At 61.1% G+C, this 20,567-nt stretch carries 19 protein-coding genes, 1 tRNA gene and 1 pseudogene; 10 read left to right on the top strand and 11 right to left on the bottom strand.

Features of this window, described 5'->3' with window-relative positions; all coding sequences use genetic code 11:
* Nucleotides 1-5 precede the first annotated feature (5 nt).
* From BW989_RS11585 to BW989_RS11595, 3 genes are all read right to left on the bottom strand, one after another.
* Complete coding sequence (locus BW989_RS11585) at nt 6-2,654, bottom strand: DEAD/DEAH box helicase (RefSeq protein WP_076588469.1); 2,649 nt, start codon at nt 2,652-2,654, stop codon at nt 6-8.
* A 4-nt stretch (nt 2,655-2,658) separates the two neighbouring features.
* On the bottom strand, nt 2,659-4,356 hold the full coding sequence (locus BW989_RS12710) for a site-specific DNA-methyltransferase (protein ID WP_083688560.1): 1,698 nt from the start codon (nt 4,354-4,356) through the stop codon (nt 2,659-2,661).
* Between the two features lie 113 nt (nt 4,357-4,469).
* Entirely contained in the window at nt 4,470-6,626 is a 2,157-nt protein-coding gene (locus tag BW989_RS11595; protein WP_076588471.1) for a GmrSD restriction endonuclease domain-containing protein, read from the bottom strand.
* A 123-nt stretch (nt 6,627-6,749) separates the two neighbouring features.
* Here BW989_RS11595 and BW989_RS11600 point away from each other — a divergent pair, with 123 nt between their 5' ends.
* The 5 genes from BW989_RS11600 to BW989_RS11620 all read left to right on the top strand — a co-directional run bounded on the left by BW989_RS11600 (nt 6,750) and on the right by BW989_RS11620 (nt 10,726).
* Nucleotides 6,750-7,361, top strand: a complete 612-nt coding sequence (locus BW989_RS11600; RefSeq protein ID WP_076588472.1) for an acyl carrier protein phosphodiesterase — start codon at nt 6,750-6,752, stop codon at nt 7,359-7,361.
* 70 nt (nt 7,362-7,431) lie between these two features.
* A complete protein-coding gene (locus BW989_RS11605) occupies nt 7,432-7,923 on the top strand; it encodes a GNAT family N-acetyltransferase (RefSeq protein WP_076588473.1) in 492 nt (163 codons plus the stop codon).
* Nucleotides 7,924-7,979: 56 nt separating this feature from the next.
* Nucleotides 7,980-9,893 (top strand): MFS transporter, encoded by a 1,914-nt coding sequence (locus tag BW989_RS11610; RefSeq protein WP_076588474.1) that lies wholly within the window; start codon nt 7,980-7,982, stop codon nt 9,891-9,893.
* A 48-nt stretch (nt 9,894-9,941) separates the two neighbouring features.
* Complete coding sequence (locus BW989_RS11615; protein WP_076588597.1) at nt 9,942-10,292, top strand: CD225/dispanin family protein; 351 nt, start codon at nt 9,942-9,944, stop codon at nt 10,290-10,292.
* 29 nt (nt 10,293-10,321) lie between these two features.
* On the top strand, nt 10,322-10,726 hold the full coding sequence (locus BW989_RS11620; RefSeq protein ID WP_076588599.1) for a DUF2752 domain-containing protein: 405 nt from the start codon (nt 10,322-10,324) through the stop codon (nt 10,724-10,726).
* 343 nt (nt 10,727-11,069) lie between these two features.
* On the opposite strand, the gene nudC is transcribed toward BW989_RS11620, so the two are convergent.
* From nudC to BW989_RS11635, 3 genes are read right to left on the bottom strand one after another with little or no spacing between them, the layout of a single operon-like run.
* The gene (nudC, locus tag BW989_RS11625) at nt 11,070-11,939 is read right to left on the bottom strand and encodes an NAD(+) diphosphatase (protein ID WP_076588475.1); all 870 of its coding nucleotides are present in this window, start codon (nt 11,937-11,939) and stop codon (nt 11,070-11,072) included.
* Between the two features lie 3 nt (nt 11,940-11,942).
* Nucleotides 11,943-12,317, bottom strand: coding sequence for an iron-sulfur cluster insertion protein ErpA (gene erpA / locus BW989_RS11630; protein ID WP_076588477.1), 375 nt, complete (start codon nt 12,315-12,317; stop codon nt 11,943-11,945).
* A 31-nt stretch (nt 12,318-12,348) separates the two neighbouring features.
* Nucleotides 12,349-13,029 carry a DUF6776 family protein gene (locus BW989_RS11635; RefSeq protein ID WP_083688562.1) on the bottom strand — a complete coding sequence of 227 codons (681 nt, stop codon included), beginning with the start codon at nt 13,027-13,029 and terminating at the stop codon, nt 12,349-12,351.
* A 157-nt stretch (nt 13,030-13,186) separates the two neighbouring features.
* On the opposite strand from BW989_RS11635, the gene BW989_RS11640 reads away from it, so the two are divergent.
* Entirely contained in the window at nt 13,187-13,807 is a 621-nt protein-coding gene (locus tag BW989_RS11640) for a DUF4126 domain-containing protein (protein WP_076588603.1), read from the top strand.
* A 148-nt stretch (nt 13,808-13,955) separates the two neighbouring features.
* On the opposite strand, the pseudogene BW989_RS11645 reads toward BW989_RS11640, so the two are convergent.
* Nucleotides 13,956-14,436, bottom strand: a pseudogene (locus BW989_RS11645) (RNA pyrophosphohydrolase); the annotation flags it as partial.
* A gap of 146 nt (nt 14,437-14,582) precedes the next feature.
* On the opposite strand from BW989_RS11645, the gene BW989_RS11650 reads away from it, so the two are divergent.
* The 3 genes from BW989_RS11650 (at nt 14,583) to BW989_RS11660 (ending at nt 15,665) form a co-directional block, all read left to right on the top strand.
* A tRNA-Met gene (locus BW989_RS11650) sits at nt 14,583-14,659 on the top strand.
* A gap of 118 nt (nt 14,660-14,777) precedes the next feature.
* Nucleotides 14,778-15,143 carry a 6-carboxytetrahydropterin synthase QueD gene (gene queD, locus BW989_RS11655; RefSeq protein WP_076588481.1) on the top strand — a complete coding sequence of 122 codons (366 nt, stop codon included), beginning with the start codon at nt 14,778-14,780 and terminating at the stop codon, nt 15,141-15,143.
* Between the two features lie 117 nt (nt 15,144-15,260).
* A complete protein-coding gene (locus BW989_RS11660) occupies nt 15,261-15,665 on the top strand; it encodes a phasin family protein (RefSeq protein ID WP_076588482.1) in 405 nt (134 codons plus the stop codon).
* 73 nt (nt 15,666-15,738) lie between these two features.
* On the opposite strand, the gene bioD is transcribed toward BW989_RS11660, so the two are convergent.
* Nucleotides 15,739-16,362, bottom strand: coding sequence for a dethiobiotin synthase (bioD, locus tag BW989_RS11665; RefSeq protein ID WP_076588484.1), 624 nt, complete (start codon nt 16,360-16,362; stop codon nt 15,739-15,741).
* Nucleotides 16,362-17,135 (bottom strand): TMEM175 family protein, encoded by a 774-nt coding sequence (locus tag BW989_RS11670; protein ID WP_076588486.1) that lies wholly within the window; start codon nt 17,133-17,135, stop codon nt 16,362-16,364. The genes bioD and BW989_RS11670 overlap by 1 nt, the downstream gene beginning before the upstream one ends.
* Nucleotides 17,136-17,178: 43 nt before the next feature.
* On the opposite strand from BW989_RS11670, the gene BW989_RS11675 reads away from it, so the two are divergent.
* Nucleotides 17,179-17,661: a GAF domain-containing protein gene (locus BW989_RS11675; RefSeq protein ID WP_076588488.1), complete on the top strand. Its 483-nt coding sequence runs from the start codon at nt 17,179-17,181 to the stop codon at nt 17,659-17,661.
* A 380-nt stretch (nt 17,662-18,041) separates the two neighbouring features.
* On the opposite strand, the gene BW989_RS12495 is transcribed toward BW989_RS11675, so the two are convergent.
* Both BW989_RS12495 and BW989_RS11685 read right to left on the bottom strand, forming a co-directional pair.
* On the bottom strand, nt 18,042-19,124 hold the full coding sequence (locus BW989_RS12495) for a hypothetical protein (protein ID WP_129582920.1): 1,083 nt from the start codon (nt 19,122-19,124) through the stop codon (nt 18,042-18,044).
* A 335-nt stretch (nt 19,125-19,459) separates the two neighbouring features.
* A complete protein-coding gene (locus BW989_RS11685; protein WP_484587432.1) occupies nt 19,460-20,554 on the bottom strand; it encodes a TnsD family Tn7-like transposition protein in 1,095 nt (364 codons plus the stop codon).
* Nucleotides 20,555-20,567: the final 13 nt, after the last annotated feature.

Consider the following 20,567-nt stretch of genomic DNA (forward strand, 5'->3'; position numbering starts at 1 on the left):
GGTCTCTACTTCTTTGAGATCGCATGCGCAATCTGTTGGTCAATGTCGCGTCCTTCTTCGTCCTTGTCCCGCGGCATAAGGTAGATACCGTTCGGGTACTTGCGTGCCCACAGTTCGCCCACGGCACGCTTGGCGACATTCTTCGGGTGGTCGTAGCGGTCATCGCCCTTGTACTCGATCACGAAAATGCGACCATCCTTCAACTTCGCAATGAAGTCGGGATAGGTGGAGCCGGTCGCGGTCGGGAGCCGGAACTGCGTCGGGTGGGCCAAGTTGCGTACCCACACCTCCACGTCGCCATTGCGTTCGATGGCCGTCGCGCAGCGGTACTCCTCAGCTAGTTCGCCGTCCTTGCGGCGATACGGCAAGTCTCCCGGCACCTCGTAGTAGTGCTTCGGCCATTCCATCGGTGCCGGACATGGCGACCGCATGGGATAGGCCAGGTTCGAGAACTTGAACACCACCGACGGATCGACGACAACTTCTTCCAACGCGAACAGGCGCTGGTGCGCCTGGTTGCCGCGCTTGGTCCTTGCTTCGCCTAGCAGGCCCAGCAAGCGGCGCGCGATGATGAATCTCCCGCGCACCAGTTGGCCCAGGCTGTATCCCTTGTGCTTCAACGGTGCGATGGCCTGCGCGATCCATTCGATCATCGCTTCGTGGCGCACGTCGTTTTGGACGACCTTGCCTTCCAGCCACACCAGCAGGTCGGCTTCTTCCCAGTCTCCGGTCAAGCCGGACAGGTACTCGGCCTGTGGCTCCTGAACCATGTTCATCTTCACCGCCTTCTCGCCGATGTCGATTTCCCAGGTCTGCGTGCGCGTATCGAAGGTCAGCGTATCCAGCGTGCCCGCCGCATCCGGATTCCAGAATCCGTCCTCCACCAGCAGATCGTTCTCGACCGGCACCACGCGGTCGCCGAACTTGATCGACAACTGCGGCACCTCGAAATTCACGCCCTTCTGCGCGGGCGTTTCGCGCAGTTTGGCGCGTGTGTTGTGCTGTTCCAGCGAGGTGCGAACTTGCTCCTTGGCCTTGCCCGTGAACACTTTGGCGATGGCCTCGACGCTCTCCGGTTGGATCGCGCCCCTGACCTCCACTTCGAACTTGCCTTCTTCTTCGGCTGGCTTGATCGTGATGTTGCACAGGTCGCCTGCCGGTACGTTCGCTAGGTCCGGCTTCTTCGTTGCCGTGAACCGCACCGTTTCGACTTTCAGCGCCGGGTGCTCGCCACCGCCGGGGATCAGTGCGGACTGGACAGGCAGGTTCTGCGCGGCTTCCAGTCGCGAGAAGCCCATGCTTTCCAGGTGGTCGGTGAACTCGACCGCCTTTGCGCCGAAGTAGGGCGAGACGACATGCGCGTAAGCCTTGTTCAGAGCCGCCTGGTCGCGTGTGCGCGCGTAGGGCATGCGCAGCACGCGACCCAGCAACTGCTCGATGGCGGTCGCGGATTTCGTGCCCGACACAGAGCACAGCACATAGGCGAACGAGCAGTCCCAGCCCTCTTTCAGCGCCTCCATCGTGATGATGACGCGCACAGGGCAGTCCTCCGCGAACAGGTCGATCCCGTCCAGTTCGCGCTGGTCGCCGGTGGCGATCTTCACCCAGTCCTTGTCGATCCGTTCGCCGTCTTCACCGGTCAGGTGCTCGTAGATGGTTTCGACCGTGGCTTCGCCGCCCTTGTGCTCGGCCTGGATCAGCAGGATCGGGCGAATGTAGTCGGCTTCCTTCTTCGCGATCTCTTCCAGTTCCTGCCGGCGCAGCAGCGCATGGCGCAGGGCCACGTCCCAGCCGTCCAGGTGCTCTTCCAGCAGCACCGGCAACTTGATCATGTCCTCCGCGAACAACTGCGAGGCCGACACGCGCACCAGCACATTGCTGGTGGCCATGTCCGGCGTGGCGGTCAGTTCGATGATGGCGCTGGGTGCCAGGCGTTCGTACACGATGCCGGACAGGTCGCTGGTCGCGTTGTGCGCCTCGTCGGTAATCACCAGCGGGCGGTGGAGCCGCAGCAGGTTGGCAAACGAGAAGCGCGGCCCCTTGCCGTCCTCCGTCTGTTCCAGGTCCGGCAGCGGTGCGTCCTTCGGCAGGGCGATGAAGTGCGGTTCCAGCGCCTCCTTGTGGGCGTAGAAATCGCGGATATCAATGTCGTGGACGCGCGCCGCCGCCATCGTCGCGACGACGACACAGGTGCGCGTTGCCAGTTCCTGCGGCGTCAGTTGCTCGATATCGTCGCTGTCCAGCACCGACACCTGGCCACCGAAGGCGGCATCAAGTTCCAGGCGGTAGGCGTGGCGGCGATTCTTGAACGCGTCCAGGGTCTGTTGCTTGATCGTGCGGCTGGGCACCAGCCACACCACCAGCGGGCGGTCTCGTTCCAGCCAGTTGTCCGCCGCGCAACGGATGAAATGCGCGCCCATCAGGGTTTTGCCGCCGCCGGTGGGAATACGGATCGCCACATACGGCACGCCGCGCAGGCTGGGCAGTTCCGCGCCGTCCTTGTCGCGCAGGGTGCGGTAGTCCGGCACCAGCATGGTCTTGGCGTCCGGGTGCGCGTGCGCGGCGAACGCCTCGGCAATGCCATCCGTGCGCGCAGCGCGCAGGAAGTCGGCCAGCCGCGCAAGGGATTTTTCCTGGTAGTCCTTCAAGTCCATGCCATCACCTCGCGCGGATATCGTTGGGGGTCTTCTTGAACTTGATCCCCAGCGACCGCAGGCGGTCGTTGGTCATGTTCGTGCCTTCACCGTAGATCACCATCGGCCCGTCATGCTTCGGTAGGCCCGCCAGCACCTTCATGGTCAGCATGTTGCCGCCCGCGAGCGTCTTGTCGCCCAGGATTCCGTTGTAGAGCAGGTAATAGGCGGTGCCGTTGTGGACGCCAAGCAGCGGCGACTTCATGGCGCGCGTGCTGCGCGCGGTGCCGGTCTCGGCGAACCAGATATGCGCGGCCAGGTGCTCGAACTTGATTTCGGGATTGATCCGGCCCTGGTCGTCGAACACCTTAGGGCCGAGCTGGTAGAAGCGGAATCCGCCGCCGCCTAGCCAGCCCACTTCCTCGGAAATCCCGCCATCATCGCCATCCACGACCAAGGTTAGTCGCGGCTGGCAATGGCTTTTTGCCTGCTCGCCGATTTCTACCCCGATCCACCGACGCCCCATTTTATGTGCCGCAGCGGCGGTAGTACCTGAGCCCAAGAAACTATCTAGAACTAAATCACCTGGTTGTGTGGCGAGGTCAAGAATGGCTTTTATTAGCGCCTCAGGCTTCTTCCCATTCGGCAATCTTACCCCGCCTTCCTTCGACACATTATTCCAGTTGAACATCGTCCAAAGCGTGCCCAACTTATCCTTCTTAGTGATGGAGTTTTTCTTTTTTTCCGCCGTGTCTTTCAGCCAGATAACGCGTCGAATGGTTGGACTGATATAGAAGTGCTCGACTACGCGCCCCTTGTCGCGCCCAGATCGGGGTATGTAGGACGCAATGAGCATTTCATCGTCGTTCAACTCCTTGAACTCATCAATAATGCGTGTGCGAATGCTTGTTTGCGCGTTTGTATCCGAGAAGATTTGCTCGAAATTGTCTGAGTAAATCTGCTCCCGAGGTCGCCCGCTGCTTTTCTCTATGGCCTTCACTGTGGTGCGCTGTACGCGCCTAACCTTGCGAACGGTAATGTCCTCGCCATCGCCAGTTTTTACAACGCGACGGTCTATTTCATCGCCGTAGGATTGTAGGACGCTTGTGTATTTCCAGCTCTTCCCCTCGTCCTCCATTTCATCAATGAGGTCGAAAAGGTTTATTTCCTCGTAAACATCGTTGAACTTGCTGAAACCGCCGTTGCTGTTGTTGTTTTTCACATAAACAAGCAGCGTCTCAACATTTTTTTTCAGTCGCTTATCTTCACCGCCGCCAGAGGCGCCGGCGGTATTTTTTGTCTTTATAGAAACTTGATTGATAAAGTTTCTGCGCCCAAATATTTCATCACACATGACTTTGAAATAATGACTTTCATTGTCGTCTAGCGTGATCCAAATGGACCCGTCCTCGCGCAGAAGTTCGCGCAACAGCACCATGCGCGGGTACATCATGGACAGCCATTGCGCATGTTCCAGGTTGTCGTCGTAATGCTCGAACGCACTCTGCGTGTTGTACGGCGGGTCAATGAAAATACATTTCACCTGCCCGGCGTAGTACGGCAATAGCGCCTTCAAGGCTTCCAGGTTGTCGCCCTGGATCAGCATGTTCGGCGCGTCTTCGTCGCCGTGGGACAGGGACTGGATCGGTTGCAGCAGGCGGTAGGGCGTCTTCGCCGTCGCCTTCAAGTCGTCATCGCGTTTGTGCCATTCCAGCCAAGGCATTCAGTGTCCCCATGCTCGGCAGGCGCTGTGCGCACCTGCGCTTTGTTCCGGTAGCGCCACTCTGCGGAGACGCTTTCTCAGCCGATAATACCGGCCATGCCAATGGGCATGAATTAATCGTCCGCGTTAGTGGCGATTTGCTCCAGGTAATCCGCCCGCACATCCCGCATCCGCCGCTGCCCGGTGGGCTTGGGCCCCCAGAAGTACCAGCCATTGGTGTTCTTCTTGCGCACGGCAATGCCGGCACGGGAGAGACTGTCGTAAATCTGGCCGTCGTACTCGATGCGGCCATCGGACAGGATGGTCGCCGTGTGGCCTTTGTATTTGTCCGGTAAGGAATAGAGCGTCTGCCCCGCGTGGACATAGCCAGCGTTCAGCAGATCCCTGACCTCCACATTAGGGGCACCGTCAGACTTTTCACGCACCAAACTGATCTTGTGCCCCGGTGGCACCGGCCAGATAGCCAGGATCGCTTCGATAGCGTCATGGGTGCGGGCATCAATAGCGGGCTCATCCCACTGATTGGCCTGATGGGTCTTGAGCACACGGCTGTTGAGCAGCACCACGTCTTTCTCTTGCAGGTGTTCGGCCTTGCCCTTGGTGCCCAACCAGGCGCCGTTGGAGACGGTGCTGTTGAGCTTCTTGGTGAGCAGGGTGAGGTTACCTAGGCGGTGGATGCGGGCTTCGCGCTCGGGCTCAGGCATGCCAGCAGTGAGTGGCCAGTGCTTAAGCCAGGACTGTGGCATGAGGTGTTCGATGGCGTAGCTGGCGCGGCGGATGCGCATGCCCGCCGCGGAGGTCTGGCCGGGTACCCATCCGCGCCAGTGGTCTTCGATGGATTCCAACACCATCCGCAGACGCGCGCGGCTCAGCTTGCGGTACACCGGCATGGTAGCCAGCTCGGCGCGCACTTCGGCATCGTCGGGCCAATAGGCGGACTCGCCGCCCTGCGAAGAGAAGTGGTCACGCACCGCCTGGCCGACCTGCTGCGGCGGGGTGTTGCGCACGACCGACACCACGTCGGCCATCAACTTGTTGTAGGCCTTTGCCGTCGCGCGAATCAGCATGCGCCGCGCTAGCCAGCTTTCCAGCACGTCGAGCGCGGCATCCACCTGCGCCTGCGGTAGCGGGCCAGAAGGGTGGTCCAGCAGGGCCAACAGCACGGGCTTGACGACTTCGCTCTCCAGCGTCTTGGCGCGGTAAGCAAACAGGCCGACGCGGTCCAGCGGGCCATCGAGCTGTTCGCCCTTTTCGGTGAACGCTCGGTAGATGGCTGCGGCGCGGTGAATCTCTTGCAACAGCTCCATCATGGTCTTGCCGGATTGGAAATCCGCATAGGTCTTGAAGCCGGAAAACACTTCGCGGGCCAGAACTTCCTCGCCGGTCTGCACGACCAGCCAATGGTTGAGGAACACCGACGAGCGCTGGTGGATGACCCGGCCAACGCTGACTTCTTGCTCCCAGAAGGCGGTCTCGAACTGCTTCCAGTAGTTGTCGTAGGCCTCTTCGACATTGGCGCCCTGCTCCAGTAGGCGCTGGAACACGAAGTTTTTGATCAAATCGGCCGCGGTGAGCACGGCGCCGCGGGCATTAAGGGTTTCGAAGATTTCCTGCGCGTTTTCGCTGGCCGTGAGGTCGATGACCACGATCTGTAGCAGCTCGCGCGCGCTGCGCTCGATGGCATCGGCGCGGGTGGCGACGTGCTCGGGGCCTTGTTGGCTGAGCCAGGCACGGGCCTTCTCCGCAAAAAACTGGTGCGACTTGGCCATCCGCGAATTCTTGTGCTTAAGCTGGGCGTAGTCGACGGGTGCGGGCGCGTCCATGACCTCGTTGAAGGCCTCGCGATCACGATTAGTAGGCCAGACCTTGAAGCGATCTTCGCGTTGAGTACAGAAAGCGTCTTCGTTGGCGATGAGTCGGACCAGACGCGCTGCGGGCATCTTGGCACCAACCTGCTCGATCTCCGTGTGTAGCGCATCCAACAACAACTGCAATGTAGTCAGGCGCTGTTGGCCGTCGATGATGGTGCGTTGCTGTAGGTCTGCAATTGGATTCTGCAACTGCTGCAAAACCACTGCACCTAAGAAGTGCGGTGCCTGAGGCGTGCCGACGGGAGCCTCAAGCAGGCGCGTGGCCACACGCTCAAGGTCTTTCCATAGCGGCTCCCATTGGAGCTCTTCGTTCCATACATAGGGGCGCTGAAACAGCGGCACCAGCAATCGCTGCGGCTGCATGAAGATGGCTTGTGGCGTTCTTACCTGTGTATCCATCAATCAACTTATTCGGATAGGACTAATGCCATACATGGTAATTACTACCCATCTCATTTGCCGCGACGACGGCCAAGATTGGCTCTTCCACGGTCGGCCGGCCCTTGGACCTATGCTGTTCCCATGAATTACCTCGCCCACACTTGGCTGGCTAGACACAGCGACGAAGCCCTCCTGGGCGGCCTGCTGGGCGACTTCATCCATGGCCAAGTGGCGCTACTGGATTGGCCGCTAGAGGTCACGCACGAAATCCTTCTGCACCGGCGCATTGACCGCTACACCGACACGCATCCCGCAGTGACCGCCGCGCGCGCAGGCTTTGGTGATTTAAGGCGCTTTGCCGGCATCGTGCTGGATGTGTACTTCGACCATCTGTTGGCGCGGGATTGGTCGCAGTGGAACGACACGCCATTGTCAGACTTCACTGCGCGCGTCTACCGCATATTGGATGAACACCACGAACAACTTCCGCCACGCCTGAAACGCATCGCCCCACATATGGCCGCAGAAGACTGGCTGGGCAGCTATCGTCATCGCGATAGCGTGGATGGCGCGATCCGCGGCATCAGTACCCGCCTCTCACGCAACGGCGACAAACTACGGGCCTGCCTGCCTGTGTTGCATGCTGACGAGGCCAACGCGGACGCCGCCTTCGAGGCGTTTTTTCCCGAGTTGATCAAAGCGACCTCCCTCATGCGCGCTGACCTCCATAACGAAGCCGCATCGACGCCTTGACCTGTCCGATGCAGCATCGACCCCATTTGCGCGATGATTCACTGGCCACGCCATCCACCCTGGAGCGCCCGTGATCAACGGTCTAGTCATCCGCGAATTTGAAGACGCCCTCGCCCAAGATTTCCATGACATCAACGCCGAGTGGATCAACAGCATGTTTCGGCTGGAAGCCACGGACCGAGAAGTGCTGCAAAACCCACGCGAACGCATCATCGCGCCCGGTGGCCAAATCCTATTCGTCGAGGCACCCGATCTTGGGATAGTGGGTCCCTGTGCTTTGCAAAAGACCGGCCCCACCAGCTTCGAACTGACCAAGATGGGCGTGCGTGAATCCGCGCGCGGCCTGAAAGCAGGTGAGTTTTTGTTGGCTGCGGTGATAGAACGCGCGAATGACTTGGGCGCAGACCCGCTTTATCTGCTTACCAACGCCAAATGCGCCGCCGCGATCCATCTCTACGAGAAACTGGGCTTCCAGCACGATGCCGAGATCATGGCGGAGTACGGCGCGCGTTATGAGCGTTGCAACGTCGCCATGCGATACGTGGACCCGCCTGCCGCCTGAGCCAACGTCGGAATTGCATCCGCTTCCGCTATCCTCCGCCCAACCCTGGGGGATTCATGGCCCATTCGCAATTCGATCTACTCCGCCAACGACGCTTCTTGCCGTACTTCTTCGTGCAGGCGCTGGGTGCATTCAATGACAATGTTTTCAGGCAAGCGATCATCGGCTTACTGGGTGCAATGGCGGTGGCCGGCACCATCGACCCTGGCCTGCGCGGCACGTACACGCAATTGGCGCCAGCCATCTTCATCCTGCCCTACTTCTTGTTCTCGGCTGTGGCCGGACAGTTTGCCGAGCGCACGGACAAGGCGCGCCTGATCCGCATCACCACGGCGATGGAAATCGCCATCATGTCAGTCGCAGCGCTCGGCTTCTGGTTGCAATCGATGCCGGTACTGTTGGTGGCTTTGTTTGCCACGGGTATGCAAAGCACGCTGTTTGGGCCGGTGAAATATTCGATCTTGCCGGCGGTGCTCAAGCCCGAAGAGCTCACCGGCGGCAATGGCTTGGTGGAGATGGGCACGTCCATCTCCATCCTGATCGGCATGTTGATCGGCGGCCTGGTGTTTGCGCTGGGGGGCGATGCCGCGCCGATGATTGCAGGTTTACTGGTAATCGCGCTTGCTATCGCCGGCAATCTGGTGAGCCGGATGATCCCGTCTGTGCCTTCGGTCACGCCAGACCTCAAGATCAATTGGAACCTCTGGTCAGAGTCGCTCAAAGCCTGGCGCCTCACGCGCAAGCAGTTGGCGGTGCGCAACGCGGTGCTGGGCGTCAGCTGGTTCTGGTTTGTTGGCACGGTGCTCACCGGCAACTTGCCGGTATATGCGGAAACTTATCTGGGCGGCACGCAAACCTTGTACGTGTTTGCGCTGGCAGTGTTCTCGATTGGCGTGGGCATCGGCTCGCTCTTGTGCGAAAAACTTTCCGGGCGCGTGGTGGAAATCGGCCTGGTGCCGCTGGGTGCGCTAGGCATGAGCGGCTTCTTGCTGGATCTGTATTTCGCCCGGCCTGATCCTGCAACGGTGACGGGCCTGGATGTCATGGGCTTCATGGCGGAGCCCGGCAGCTGGCGCATCGTGATGGACTTGGCGGGCATTGGCGTGTTCTCGGGGTTCTTTGTGGTGCCGTTGTTCGCGCTTATCCAGAGCCGCACCCCGCGCGAGGAAACATCGCGCGTTATCGCCGGCATGAACATCCAGAACGCGATTTTCATCGTCATTGCGGCGATCGGTGGCATCGCGTTGCAGGAAAAACTGGGATGGACGATCCCGCAACTCTTCCATGCACTTGCGGTCGTAGGCGTGCTGGTATCGTTGTGGATCTTCAGCATCGTGCCCGAGTTCGCGATGCGCTTCGTCAGCTGGCTGATGATGCGCACACTGTATAGATTGCGCGTGCATGGCATTGAGAAATACGTGCCGGATGAAGGAGCTGCGTTGATCGTATGCAACCACGTCAGTTACATGGATGCGCTGATTCTGTCCGGCGTGATCCCGCGTCCGGTGCGCTTCGTCATGTATTACAAGATCTTCAACATCCCGGTCATGTCTTGGATCTTTCGCACGGCACGTGCGATCCCGATTGCCGGTGCACGCGAAAACCCGGAGTTGATGCAGAAAGCCTTCGACGAAATCGACGCCGCGCTCGCGGCAGGCGAATTGGTCGGCATCTTCCCCGAGGGCGCATTGACCAAGGACGGCGATATCGCGGCGTTCAAGTCGGGCGTGGAGCGCATCCTTAAGCGTGCCGCCGATGCAGGCCGCCCGGTGCCGGTGGTGCCGATGGCCCTGCGCGGGATGTGGAGCAGCATGTGGAGCCACCGCGATTCGCGGATGCGGCGCATGCGCCTGCCGCGGCGCTTCCGCGCGCATGTGGAAGTGGTAGTTGGCGACCCTATCGATGGGCGTACCGCCACCGCTGCGCTGCTGGAAGACAAGGTGCGTGCACTGCGAGGCAATGATGCCTGACGGTTGCGCATGTCGCGCGGTTGCTGCGAACATCGGGGCGAGGCCGGCATGGGCTGGCACGTATCCGGGGAATCGGAATCCATGAATACCGCGAACGGCAACATCCCGAACCACATGGTGTGGACCATTGTGTCTACCGTCATCGCCACCTTGACCTGCTGCCCGCTCGGCCTGCTCGGCATCGTGGGCATCGTCAATTCCAACAAGGTCAACAAGCTGCTGGCGGCGGGTGATGCCGCGGGCGCGATGCGCGCCTCGTCCACGGCGAAGACCTGGGCGATCGTGGCAACCGTGCTGGCGGTGCTGGGCATCATCATCAACATCTGGTGGCGCATGAGCGGCGGCCAAGAAGCCATGATGGAACAGCTGCAGCAAATGCAGCAGATGCAGGGCCAGTGAGCCAGGGCACTACTACGGTTACAAACCCGATCTCGCTTCGGCAGGTCGGGTGGTGGCTCGGCGGCGTGCTGTTGGCCGTCGCCGGTGTCGCAGCGCTGTATTCGTTTGACCCGAACACCACCGATAGCCCGTTTGCGGCGTGCATTTTCCAGACGTTGACCGGGTTCTGGTGCGCAGGCTGCGGCATCACCCGTGCGCTGCATGCACTGGTCCATGGCGACATCGTGCGTGCGTTCGCGATGAATCCCTTGGCGATGTTGCTGGTGCCATGCGCAGCGTTGGCTTGGGCCTGGGGTGGTGGCTGGCAGCCTGCCTGGGCAGCACCAATCATCCGTTTTTTATCGAAGCCGATGCTGTGGGTGGTGTTGATTCCCACCTACTGGATCGCGCGCAACCTGCCTTGGGCTCCATTTAGCTGGATGGCGCCGGGCTAAACAATTCCTTGACGCGCGCTTGACGAACACGCTGAAACTATCCGATGGCCCCTCGCTGAGTTGAGCGGCTATCCCCCAAGTTTTGACAAGGAAGGTTCCATTAATCAATCCCTGCGCTTTTTGATCGCCCTGGGCCTGTTGTTTGGCACAGCCACCCTGACCGGTTGTGACGATGAAGGTTGCCCAGGCGTAGACTGCCCGGCACCGTCTACGCCCTCTCCGGGCCCCAGCCCTAACCCGACCCCGGGCGGCCGTTGATGCAACAAGCAGTGCACCACTGCGAAAAGCCGGGCATTGCCCGGCTTTTTTGATCATGAAGCATCGCTGCTCGTTTTCAACATACTCAAGCCCGCTCGCCCTTTGCCCATTGCTCGATCAACCAGCGCGATATCGACAAAGGCGGCGAGACGCGTAGCGGCGCATCTTCTCGATCTTCGCGCAATGAGGCTTCAACTTCCTCGCGACTGAACCAGCGCGCATCTTCCAACTCGTCTTGTGCGGTTTGCGGGATGTCGCTTTCAGCATCGGCGATGAAGCCCAACATGAGCGAGCCGGGGAATGGCCACGGTTGCGAGGCTAGGTAACGCGACCCAAGCACACGCACGCGGCTTTCTTCCCACACCTCGCGTGCGATCGCGGCCTCCAAGGACTCACCGGGCTCGACGAAACCGGCCAGCGTCGAATAGCGCCGCGCAGGCCACGTGGACTGGCGACCGAGCAACAGACGCTCGCCATCACTGACTGCAACGATCACCGCCGGATCGGTGCGTGGATATTCGGCGCGCCCACATCCCCTGCAATCGCCTTGCCAACCGCCATGCGAATACGTCAGCGGGTTACCGCAATTCGGGCAGAACCTGTGCGTCGCACGCCAGTGCAGGACGGCGCGCGCTTGTGCAAACAAGGTTGAATCGAACGCAGGCCATTGCGCAGCAGCGCCGCGCAGGTCGATGCGGGCTTCGTCATCGGTGTAGAGCGTGTCACGCGATGCGGCGAACCAGGCGTCATCGCCGCGTCGGCCAAGAAAGACAGCATCACTGGGCGCACCGATGTCGGCGCGAAAACGACCTTCATCATCGACGGCGACGAAGCCCTTGGCATCCAGCAGCAGGCAGTGCGATGTCGCGCGCAATGCGTCCAGCTTGGCCGCATCACTTCGCCATTCGTCGGCGCGATCCAGCGGCTCGGCGACGAAAGCGAAGTTTGTCGTCATCGATCAAACCGTGAACGAGGAGCCGCAGCCGCAGGTGGTCTTGGCGTTGGGATTGCGGATGGAGAACTGCGCGCCGGCCAAGGTCTCGGTGTAATCCACCGTCGCTTCCATCAGGTATTGCAGGCTGAGCGGATCAACCAACAAGGTCACGCCATTGGTGATGACGGCCAGGTCGTCCTCGGCCTGGTTCTCGTCGAACTCGAAGCCGTACTGAAAGCCGGAGCAGCCGCCGCCCTGGATATACACGCGCAACTTGAGGTCCGCGTTGCCTTCCTCATTGATCAGCTCGCGCACTTTCGCGGCCGCGGCCTCGGTGAAGGTGAGCGGCGCGTCCAGCTGCTGGTAGCCCGGCGCGGCGGTATCGATCTGCGTTTCCATGTGACAAGGATGGGGGCAGCAGTCCCTTGCATCAAGCGCCGGCGATGTCTTTCCAATTGAACGCCGTCTCCACGGCCTTGCCGGATGCCGGTTTCAGCTGAACGATCAGGCGGGTGGGCGTGAAACCCGCGGGCAGCGCGAATTCGCCGCTGACGCGTTGCAGATAACGCAATTGATAGTCGATGGCGGGAGCATCCGGCTTTTGGCGCAAGTCGGCCCAATCCAGCTGCTCCAACTTGCCGTTTCGACTGCCTTCGACCGTTAGCTGCACATTGCCGCGACTGGTGCCGGCTTGCTCGCGGCCTTGGGTGAGGGTCAGCTCGAAGCCCCAGACGTTTTCGGCGGCCTGCGGGCGGACATGTGCGGCGTGCACAGACAGACCACGGCGCTGCACGTCCGGGCTGACGAAGCGCTCGTAAAAGTCGAGGTCTGCACGCAGGGCCGCGATCTGCTCATCGCGCTCGGTCAGTGTGTTTTGCAGATCCAGCATCGCTTGGCGGCTGATCTGGTCCGATTGGCGCAGATTGGCGATCTCTTGCTGCATCCGTGCGCCTTCCCCGCCTGCCCCGGCCTCCGCGCGCGCGGTGCGCGCATCCTGTCGATAGCCCCAGGCGGTCAGCCCAACCAGCAGCGCTGCCAACAGGAAGACGATGGCCAGCAGCCAGGGAATCCAGATGCGTCCCGGACGAATCTCGCGTTTGCTCGAATTCATGAGCCCGTGATACCGCTTAAGCCACCATCAAGCAAGCCTGCTGCATATACTCGTGCCGTGTGGCCCGTGGCGGCCACCTGCGGGGGACAACATCATGGTGCTTTTCGGTTTGCTCGGCCTTCCTGAAGTCGACCTGCCTTCGATCTCGATGGGCTCGATGTCGGAAGCCCACGTATTCGCGATCGGTATCCTGCTGGCCTGGCTGGCGGGTATACGCGTGTACCTGACAGTCTTCGGCGTCGGCATCGCCGGTGCGATGGGCTGGATCGACCTGCCACAAGCCTTGCAGGCGACCGAATCCCCCTGGGTACTGGGCGTATCCGGCGCACTCGCCATCGCGGAATTCTTCGCCGACAAAATCCCGGGCGTGGACAGCGGCTGGGATCTCTTGCACACCTTACTGCGTGTCCCGGCTGGCGCGTTCCTCGCCGCCGCGGCGATGTCGCCCGATGGCAGCCTGGGGCCCGGCGTGCTGGCGGCAGGTGCCGGCGTCACGCTGACCAGTCACTTCCTCAAATCCACCACGCGCGCGGCGCTGAACACCTCGCCCGAACCGGTCACCAACTGGACCGCCTCAGTCGGCGAAGACGTGATGACGGTCGGCGGCCTGGCACTGGCGTTCTCGCACCCGTGGATCGCCCTGGCGATCGTGGTGACGGTCACGGTGGTTTTCGCACTACTGGTCTGGTGGGTATGGCGAAAGTTGGCTCGCGGCGCGCGTCGCCTGCTGGACCCGCAACCTGCCACGGATGCACCGCCGCTTGATCCACCTCGCTGATGGGGTGATGTCGCTTAGCGGTCACCGCCACCGCCCTCGCCCGGCCTGCCTGACCCGTTACCCCGCTGGCCGACTTGTGGCGGCCGACGACGAGGGCGCTTCGCGCTGAAGCCACGTACATCCCGGTTGGGCTGAGGCACCGCTTGGGCACCGGCGATATCCCGCGCTAGCGGCGCCAGATGCTGCAAGGCCCGCGAATACACGCCGCGCTTGAACATCACCACATTCTGGACCGGATACCAGAAATCGACCCAGCGCCAATGGTCGAACTCGGGGTGGTCCGTCATGTCGAGGCGCACGTCTTCCTCCTGCCCCTTGAGCTGGAGCAGGAACCACACCTGTTTCTGGCCGATGCACACCAGCCGGTCACGGTGACGAATGGCGCGCGGCGGCAGGCGATAACGCAGCCAGCCCGGGGTGGCTCCCAGTACGTCAACATGTTCGGGCAACAAGCCGGTTTCTTCGCGCAACTCGCGATACATGGCCTCCAACGGTGTCTCGTCGGAATTCATGCCGCCCTGTGGGAACTGCCAGCCATCCCGGCGTACCCGGCGGGCCCAGAACACCCGACCGTCCGGGTGCATGAGCACGATACCCACGTTGGGGCGATAACCGTCCGGATCGATCACGACGCGGACTCCTAAGGTGTTGGGGACAACGCCCCGCTGACCCGAATGTGCCATGCCCGGCGCGAGCGGACAAGTCGGCGCCGTATTGATTGACGATGGAAGCACGAGGGTGCAGAATTGCCGGCTCGCCGCGCTTGCGCGTCGACGGCTATGTAGCTCAGCCGGTTAGAGCACGTCACTCATAATGACGGGGTCGGTGGTTCGAGTCCACCCATAGCCACCATCTCCAGAAGCCCGCGGCGACGCGGGTTTCTTCGTTTCGGGCCACCCGCCCCGCCCGACGCGCCGCCCACCTGCCCGACTTGCTAGCATCGCCGGGCCACCAGCCGAAGCCGCATCACATGGACATCTTCAAGGTCTTCACCCTGGAAGCCGCACACCGCCTGCCCAACGTGCCGGAAGGCCACAAGTGCGCGCGCCTGCACGGGCACTCGTTCCGGGTGGAGCTTCACGTCAGTGGCCCAGTCAACCCGCAGATGGGCTGGGTGATGGACTTTGCGGACGTGAAGCGCGCCTTCCAGCCGCTGTACGACCAGCTGGACCATCACTATTTGAACGACATCCCCGGCCTCGAGAATCCCACCAGCGAGCGCTTGGCCGAGTGGATCTGGGACCAGCTCAAGCCCGACCTGCCCCTGCTATCGGCCGTGGTGGTGCATGAGACCTGCACCTCGGGCTGCCGCTACAGCGGGCCTGCCGCCGCCTGAAGCTGAACGTTCAGGAACAAATCGCCCCGATTTGTTGCATCGCACAAAATTCCTGTTATGCTGCACCGCACAAGTCGGATATCCCGGCTTGTTCGTCCCCATTTCGAGGAACACACCATGTACCAGCAGCAGTTCAATGAGCAGTTCGCCGCCGCTACGCGCCAGTTCGCTGAGACTGCGGCCCGTGTCAACCGTCTCGCCATCGAGAACGCCGAGCAGGTCTTCGGCCTGCAGATCGCCGCGATCGAAGGGAACGCCAACGCGACCTTCGCGTTCTGGAACCAGCTGACCGAGGCCCGCGACTTCAACGGCCTGCGCGACGTCGTTCCGGCTGGCGTCCAGGTTACCCGCGAGAACACCGAGCGCGCGATCGCCGCCGGCCAGGAAATCTACGACCGCACGGTCAAGACCAACGAAGCCATCGCCCAGATCGCCAAGGGTGAAATCGAGCAGGTGGCCGCCAAGGCCCAGGCCGAGGCCGAGAAGGTCGTGAAGACCACCGCCAAGAAGGCGCGTCGTTGATCGATTGATCCTGCCCTTTTTGCAGGACGCGAAAACCGGCAGCTTCGGCTGCCGGTTTTTTTATGCGTGTGATTCACAGACGCGGCGGCATCACCTGCATCGGCGGCTGGCCCAGCACGCGGGTGAGGATGGCGAGGTTGTCATCGAAGCTCGCCATCAACGGTTCGACGGGGTTGGCGATCCAGCCTGCGAATTCGCATCCATCACCGATGATCGCGCGCTGCGTCGCACGTGCCTGATGCACGCACCCCAACCGCATCCCCACCACCATCAACACCGGCAGTTGGAGCGCACGCACGACATCGGCCTGTTCCAGCGTTTCGGTGAGCGGCGCCAGCCAACCACCCACGCCTTCGACCAATACACCCTCATGCGCAGCACGCAATCGCGCATAGGCTTGGGTGATGTTGCTTAAGTCGATGGCCACGCCTGCGTCTCGCGCCGCGATCTCCGGTGCGACAGGCAGCGGCAGCGCATAGGGATTGCGGTCGATGTACGCCGCATCCAAACCATCGGCTTCGATATGCGCAAGCGCGTCCTCGCTCCGCCAGCCTTCCACCGTCTCGATGCACCCGCTCGCCACCGGTTTCATGCCGATGATGCGCTGCGCCGATGCGCGTGCATCGCGCAACAACGCGCAAGTCACGAAGGTCTTGCCGATCTCGGTATCGGTGCCGGTGATGTAGGCGGTCGGCATTACTTGTCGTCAGTGGCAGGCGGTGGCATCGGTGCATTATCGGCAACCCGCACCTCGTCCCTCGGCATTCGACGCTCGGCGCGCGTCCAGTGCCAGGGCAGCAGGAACGAATTCAGGGCGTACAACCACATCGGCAGGCTCAGCAAGAACCCTGGCTCGGGTTGCCAAACCAACATCAACATGCAGGTCAGGATGCTGGCCGCGGCGATGACTGCCTGGATAGCATGCATGTCACGCTCCGCCACCAGGAGGTGCCGCTCGCGGGGTTCCAACGCCAAGGCATCGGCCTGGCGCAGGGAGTGACGATTGAGCAGCCACAGGATGATGCTCAGCAAGCCCACGCCGAATCCATACACGATGAAGGCGGTCATCATGTCGCCGACGATGTTGGCGCGATCGATCCCCAGTTCGCTTGGCAAGGCGCCGCCACTGATGGTGTTCAAGAATGCCGAGAGCACCATCCGCAAGGGATAGACGAATACCAGCACCACCAGCACGAACGCCAGGCTAAGGACGGTCGTCACGCCATCCTCGAGTCCGAAGCGCCGGCTCCAGCGGTTGTGGCCCAGCCAGAACGTCGATAGCAAGATGAAGGACAGTGCGAACGTGGGCACGCGCCAGAGTGCTTCCCGGAGTTCGGCGACCGTGTCCGGCAGTTCGTTGAAGAAAATCACCAGCAAGGTCATCGCGAAGGCGAACGAGGCATCCACGAAAGCCTCGAGCCTGGTGACCTCCTCACCCCGCAGCAAAAATCCATCCTTGTCGCGTTTCATCGTTGTCCCCTGCCGATATCGAGCGATCAGCTACACTGAGCACATGTTTATCGCATCCCGATTGACCGGCGACAAGCCCGCGCAATATGCGCAACTGTTGCAACAGGCCGAAGCCCTGCTGCATGGCGAACGTGACCTGATCGCCAATGCGGCCAATCTTTCCGCGCTGCTGTTCAACGCGCTGCCGGATCTCAACTGGGCCGGCTTCTACTTATACGACGGCCATGAGTTGGTCGTCGGTCCTTTCCAAGGCCTGCCCGCCTGTGTCCGCATCCCGCTCGACAAGGGCGTGTGTGGCGCGGCGGCCCGCACGCGCGAAACACAACGCGTCGAAGACGTGCATGCGTTTCCCGGACACATTGCATGTGATTCCGCATCCCAATCGGAAATTGTCATTCCATTGATCAAGGATGGCGTACTGATCGGCGTACTCGACATCGACAGCCCCAAGCTCGCGCGCTTCGATGCCGACGACCAGCAGGGACTGGAAGCCATCGCCCGCGCCTGGGTCTACTCACTGCCCTGAACCTTCACCGCGGGCCTTAAGCGCGGCCCCACACCGAACAAAACGCCGGGTCTCCTGGGGCTCGACATTAGAGTCACGGTCAAAGTAACAAAACAGTTGAGGTAGTACACAAGATCCCCGCATATCGGGTTCTGCCCTAGTGCGCTCTCATAGAGTGAACAAAGAAGACCTTCTCAGTCACCCGCAATGCTTTGGTGTATCTGGCGATCGGGAAAGACCAGGGACTGCCCCTGTGCTCGCTGCTATAGAAACGTCCCAGAGCATCAACCAGCCACGCCGCGGGTCCATGCCGGCCTTTTCTCCGGTGGATCGATCTTTTCTAGGATCCGCAGCGCCCATTTTTGTCTTCCTAGGTCGCGGTGCGTCGACAGCATGACACGTTAGTCAGGATCATCTTTGAGCAATTCGGATACATGGGACCGGCCAAGGCCCGTCAGCCATCTCGGCAATTTAGCCCCTATTTCCTTGATCGTGGCCGATTCGGAGCCATTTCGCCGCACGACAGCCAAGGTATAGGAGGTCTGTCCTTCCAAGGGCTCTACTTCGATCAGATACCCGAGCACATTTGGCGTCTTGAGCCGACCGAACATGACCAGCCGGTCAGGCGGCTGGCAGGCCGGCACATGATCAGACAATGCCTGGATGCTGAATTGCAGCGTCCAGCCGGCACGGGATTCGATTGCATTCTGGAATGCCTGGATGAAGATTTCGAAATGCAGCGGCGTGGCATCGCGCCCTGGAATGCCAAGAAATTCGGCGCTCGTTCTCCCGCCCGGACGTCGTTCGTCATCGAAGCTGAGTGGAGCCTCTGGCGGCGGCAATCTGGCTTCGCTACCTTCGCCACCACCGCTATTTTGTGCGCCACCCTGCTTCCTGCTGGAATAAATATCGAAGACCCGTGCAGGATCCGAATCGTCATGCTCGATGACCCGTTGACGCACCAATGTCGGCTGCCCAACGCCCTTTGGATCTTGATTGTTTCCGGCACGCGATGGCTTTTCCTTCCCAGCGCCTTTGTCCGTTTCAACCGCTAACGACATGCCTGGATTCTTGGGTGGTGGCCCCTTCTTGTTATGAAAGACCAGAAGCGTCCGATAAGGCGGCTTGCTGCGGGATAACGTGCCCAAAACGTCGCTGATGAAGAAATCCCCTGACCCGAGATAGTGACCTACGACTTTCCATCGTGACGAAGATGCTTGAGGGGGAAGGCACTGCAACGGAACCCGATCATGTCTGTCGATGCACTTGCGCTGCGCTTCCGCAAATCGATGATGGAACACGTCCGAAAAGGACTCAGCCCAAGCGGACTCAAAGAGCAGTTTGGCAAGATAACGTCCAAACGCCTTCGTCACTGTCCCTTGTGGCACTAAAGCCGCGATATGCAGCCTTGCTTCGTCACCGCGCAACTCGCCACTCGCAAGTTCACTGAGGATGAGAGGCCGCAGGAGGGCGTGCGAGATCATCCTGGTTTGCGCAAGGAATGCGCGCAAGACCTGTATACACGGGATAACGAGCCGACCACGCTCCAGCTGAAATGCTAGGCAATACTCATCCTGTAGCGCCGGCAAACGCATCCATCCAGGCTCGCCATGCGTGGCTTCGGCCCAGGACAGCAGTCGAGGCTGCGCTTCCAATTCCACATTGAGTGGTTCGTGCGCCACGGCATGCCCGGTGAGATAGCCGTTGACGAAGACCGAGCCAGGCCAACAGCCCCCATGGCAACCTCAAGTCGAATACATCGCCCTTGCTATCCGCGAAATAGGCATGGGTTCGCCATTGCCGCCCACGGCCCCGAGCATCAGGAGACCCGACGGCGACCAGTGTCGCCTGGGCATGCGGGCCCAGAGGCCAATCCTTGATCTGCATCCTGCACGTCCTGTGTCGCTTGCGAGCACTGCCGCTGCAGCCAAGGGTAGAGGTTGATTGCGGAACGAGCTAGCGCCTTTGCACGGTCAGTCCAAGGCGAGCGAACACGCGCCGAGCGTAGAAGCTGCCAAGGCTCCGGGGCATGGGCATAGTGCTGAGCCCACTCCCGCACTGCGTTTGCCAACCGGCGCTTCAGGAACTGCTCTTGAGTTTCTGACCATCGATCCAGCGCCACACGAAGTTTTGGTAGCTTGGCCAACTGATTTTGATGCACGCCGGTCATCCTCAACTGCCGTTGCAGGCTTGCGACCGATACGCGATGCCGCTTGCTGTGAGCGCCGGTCACCAGGGCGCCGAACGCAGCAGGGAGTTTCCGGGTCAGCTCTCGGTCGCGGCTTTTCCAATCGATGCGGCCTGGACGAGCAGCCATTTGCGACTTTCGGCGAACGGCGTTCCAAGCGCGCAACCAGACCGGGCTGTGCCGATAGAGCCGCATGTACAGATCGGGACGCTTCAGTCGCCAGACCTTTGCCCCCGCCGTTGGAAATTGAGCGGAAAGCTCGCGCCACGCTCGCCGATCCGCGGCCACGACTTTCGATTCGGCCTTGACCTGTGTGGATGATCGAGGCCGTTGCCTTGGCTTCGAGGCGCTTCTGGCAGATACGTCAGACGTCAGCTCCGTCAGCAACGCTTCCATCATCAGATGCTGGAGGGGGTGCGAGCTCTTGCGTGGTGAGCGCACTAGCGCTGCGATCCAATGTGATGAATGCTCGATGTCGGTGCGCACATCCAGGAATTGCCACCACGCCATCGGCAGGCCGGATCGCGCCTCAGGCAGCAACGACGCCCACCGCACACGACCGCCTGATGTCAGCCAACCACCGCGACGCATGAAGTCTAAGTGGTGCCGGCGCCAAGCATTCGCGCCGATCGGGCCTTTACCTGCAAACAATTCCTGCGATCGCACGGCAATGGCCGACGCGCGTTCCGGGTCAAGAATCCGCAACTCCTTGTCATCGGTTCGCATGGCCGCGCGGAGA

This window comes from Solilutibacter tolerans, assembly GCF_900155935.1.
In the GTDB taxonomy this organism is placed as follows: Bacteria; Pseudomonadota; Gammaproteobacteria; order Xanthomonadales; family Xanthomonadaceae; genus Solilutibacter; species Solilutibacter tolerans.